This is a genomic window from Bradyrhizobium sp. CCBAU 45389 (genome assembly GCF_028128625.1).
GTDB classification, from domain to species: domain Bacteria; phylum Pseudomonadota; class Alphaproteobacteria; order Rhizobiales; family Xanthobacteraceae; genus Bradyrhizobium; species Bradyrhizobium liaoningense_B.
Map to the genome: position 1 here is coordinate 1 of NZ_LBIY01000040.1, position 1,471 is coordinate 1,471.

At 60.0% G+C, this 1,471-nt stretch carries 1 protein-coding gene and 1 pseudogene; one reads left to right on the forward strand and one right to left on the reverse strand.

Translation table 11 applies throughout. The features are described from left to right. Positions 1-75: 75 nt before the first annotated feature. Positions 76-397: pseudogene (locus tag XH79_RS06910) on the forward strand (integrase core domain-containing protein); the annotation flags it as partial. 110 nt (positions 398-507) lie between these two features. On the opposite strand, the gene XH79_RS06915 reads toward XH79_RS06910, so the two are convergent. Continuing rightward, positions 508-714, reverse strand: a complete 207-nt coding sequence (locus XH79_RS06915; RefSeq protein WP_271581168.1) for a hypothetical protein — start codon at positions 712-714, stop codon at positions 508-510. Positions 715-1,471: the final 757 nt, after the last annotated feature.

Genomic DNA, 1,471 nt, shown 5'->3' on the forward strand with positions numbered 1-1,471 from the left:
AATTGCTCCTGTTAGCGGGTTCGTCCATCGCCAGTATATCGCCGGCGCCGAGGGAGCGGGGCCGTCTTCCCCATCAACGGCCGTCTTCGGGATGAAATGTTGAATGAGACGCTGTTCACGTCGCTGGCCCAGGCCCGCGTCGCGCTCGGATACTGGCGGGCCGATTATAACGATGCACGCCCACACTCGCGGCTTGGATGGAAGACGCCGTCCGAGTTCGCCGTCACCTGCCATCCGGCGACGGGATCTGGCGCTGCGCTATGCCGAGGGCTCCGCGCCGGTCCACGGCCCAACCGGACACGGGGAGGGGTTTGGCGATTTGCTTCTCAAGTCACGATTGAAAATCGGGATCTCACTGGCCTCACGGCACTTCTTATGCGCACCTGCTCAAGATTAGCGATCTTTCATTCATAGCTCGACGGAAACTCTGCTGAAGCGCGTGAGATATTTCCATCAGCTCATTGTATGATCATAGCGATCGCTATTGCGACCAGAGGGCGAACTCCATCAGAACGATGCACGCTGTGTAAGGTATCCGCCCCATAACACAAACGCAGCGCTAGAGCCGAGCCAGCCGCGCGCAAGAGAGCGCCGCTCGCAAGAACCCAAGAAAGCCACCCCGCCGGAAATCTGCCCTACGTCATTGACGCCGACCGCATCGGTGTGAGTGGCGGACGGATAGCCAATCGTGGTGAACGTATACATCGTCATCATCTTCTCCTCGATTGTTTCGGGCAATTCCGTCGGGTAGCCGTGTACAGGACCGGCCGCTGCGATAGATGCGATCGTTCAGAACGGCACGAGACGGTGCGTACTGTTTGCCCTGCCGATACGTGATGGCCGTGGGAAGCAGGATATCGGAAGTCTGAGAGACCGTCGCGTGAGAGGTCCTCTACGTTAAAATGTCCGTCGATAGGTCGGTCCGAATCCCGGCGGTGACGGCTGCTGCGACCGGTTAGAAGGTGGTGGTTGCATTGGCTTGTCCGGACTAGGTGCCGAGGGCGAACCGCGAGCCTGGATCGGACGAGGCGAACGTGATCGTTGCCATTGGTCCGAAGTCCGGCAGTACGGGGCAGGGTCGCACAAGTAACGCGTCGACTGTCGGCTTTCAGACCAAGCCCGACAACTGACCCTAGAGCCCCGCTCCGAACTGCCTGCAGAACCTCCAATTCTCGACTCGGCACGGCCTTTGCTTGGTCTGGGCAGCATCACCGAATGCTCCAGATGCGGTGATGTTTAGGGGCGGGCTCGGCGCCGCGTCGCCGCTAGCGTCTGGCCCGCCCCGCCGGTTTGCTGTGGAGGCGAGGTGAATCAGATGTTCAAGTGGTGGCGATCGGATTCGCTCACGCTCGTCGCCGCCATATCGGACGAGGATACCAACGAACCGTGTAAGTAGCACAGCATCAGCGTCTCCCTGAGCGGGAAAGGAGACCGCCTGTCCACGAGTTCTTCGTTCGAGACAAGTTAGGAG

What these genes read in the sequence shown, in the direction of transcription:
- XH79_RS06915 (WP_271581168.1), bottom strand. Translation starts at nt 714, where the DNA reads ATGATGACGATGTATACGTTCACCACGATTGGCTATCCGTCCGCCACT.